Here is a 1124-nt window from a genome sequence, read left to right as displayed (position 1 = left end):
CGGACCTCGTATTCTGGATCACGAGCCGGCGAAAGGGCGCTCACCTGGGCCATCGGAAAACTTCCTGTCGGAATGGTTGGGCCCTGAAGCCCTTGATCCTCTCAGACAGGAGGCGACCGTTACCATCTCTCCTCGACTGCGAACGGCTGCGCCTTTGCCAATCCCGGCGCGCCGATCGCATCTTCCAGGCCGGCTTACCGACGACTCGGAAAGAGGGACCGACGGACGGGCCGATCCTGAAAGCGGAGGAGGTCGTCGTCGCCCTGATCCTCTCGCTCGCGGCGACCCCACAATTGGTGTCGGCGAGAGCCGCTCCAGCGAGCTCCATCAGCCCCAGCGGGGATCAGTCCTCAGTCGCTGCCGGAGTGCCTGGCGATCGCCAACGAGGTCATTGAGGTGCACCTCGTCTGGCTGCTGTCCTTGTTCCAATCCTGCAGCCAGCGCCCGCGTGGCGTCCAGCAAAAAGACGCCGCAATCGTAGCCGTTTAGCTGCTGGGCCATGTCGGGTCGCGCCAGGCGGCCGGCCTGCAGCCTCGCTGCGAGCTCTGTTGCAATGGTGTTGTGGATTCGGCGTGCCCTGAGGGAATCGTAGTGATAGGCGACCGGGTTTGCGCGGTCGCGGCGATCAAGGAGCAGCAGCGACCAATGGGTGCCACGGCGATTAGGATTCGTAGGATCGGCATCATTCAGTGGCAGGAACAGGAAGTCGGCGGTATCGTTACGATACTGACCCCCAACGATGTGGCCGAGTGTAGCTTCCGCGACATCTTCGGGGCTTGAGCGCAGATGATGGGCTATGACGGGATCGACGAACCGCGTCCGGGCGGCGAGATCCGGATTGATGTTCTGCAACTCCTGCCGCAAGAGCACGTAATCCGCATAGATATGCTCGTCTCCCAGCCAGCTCTCCGGCCCGAGCTCCAGCCCGTTGGGGCGGTCGGGAGCAGATTGGGCATCATCACGCAGTGCATCCGGGCCAAACGACCACAAATCGGAGTCGGAGGGCACCTCCACTGGCCATGCGGACGTCGCGCCGGCCCGGCCCGGCCGCTCGGCCTGGTCGACCCCCTGCCAAAAGCGCTCCTGATCAAAGCTTTCCACGTGCGACGGGGCGCTGGGCTGCC

1 protein-coding gene is annotated in these 1124 nt (G+C 64.1%); it reads right to left on the bottom strand.

The window, feature by feature from the left end:
* Window positions 1-327: 327 nt before the first annotated feature.
* Window positions 328-1124: Ulp1 family isopeptidase (locus CKW40_RS42270; RefSeq protein ID WP_244571573.1), on the bottom strand; the 797-nt coding region annotated here is incomplete at its 5' end.

The organism is Mesorhizobium carmichaelinearum (assembly GCF_900199455.1).
In the GTDB taxonomy this organism is placed as follows: Bacteria; Pseudomonadota; Alphaproteobacteria; order Rhizobiales; family Rhizobiaceae; genus Mesorhizobium; species Mesorhizobium carmichaelinearum.
This window is presented reverse-complemented; position numbering and strand designations above follow the sequence as displayed.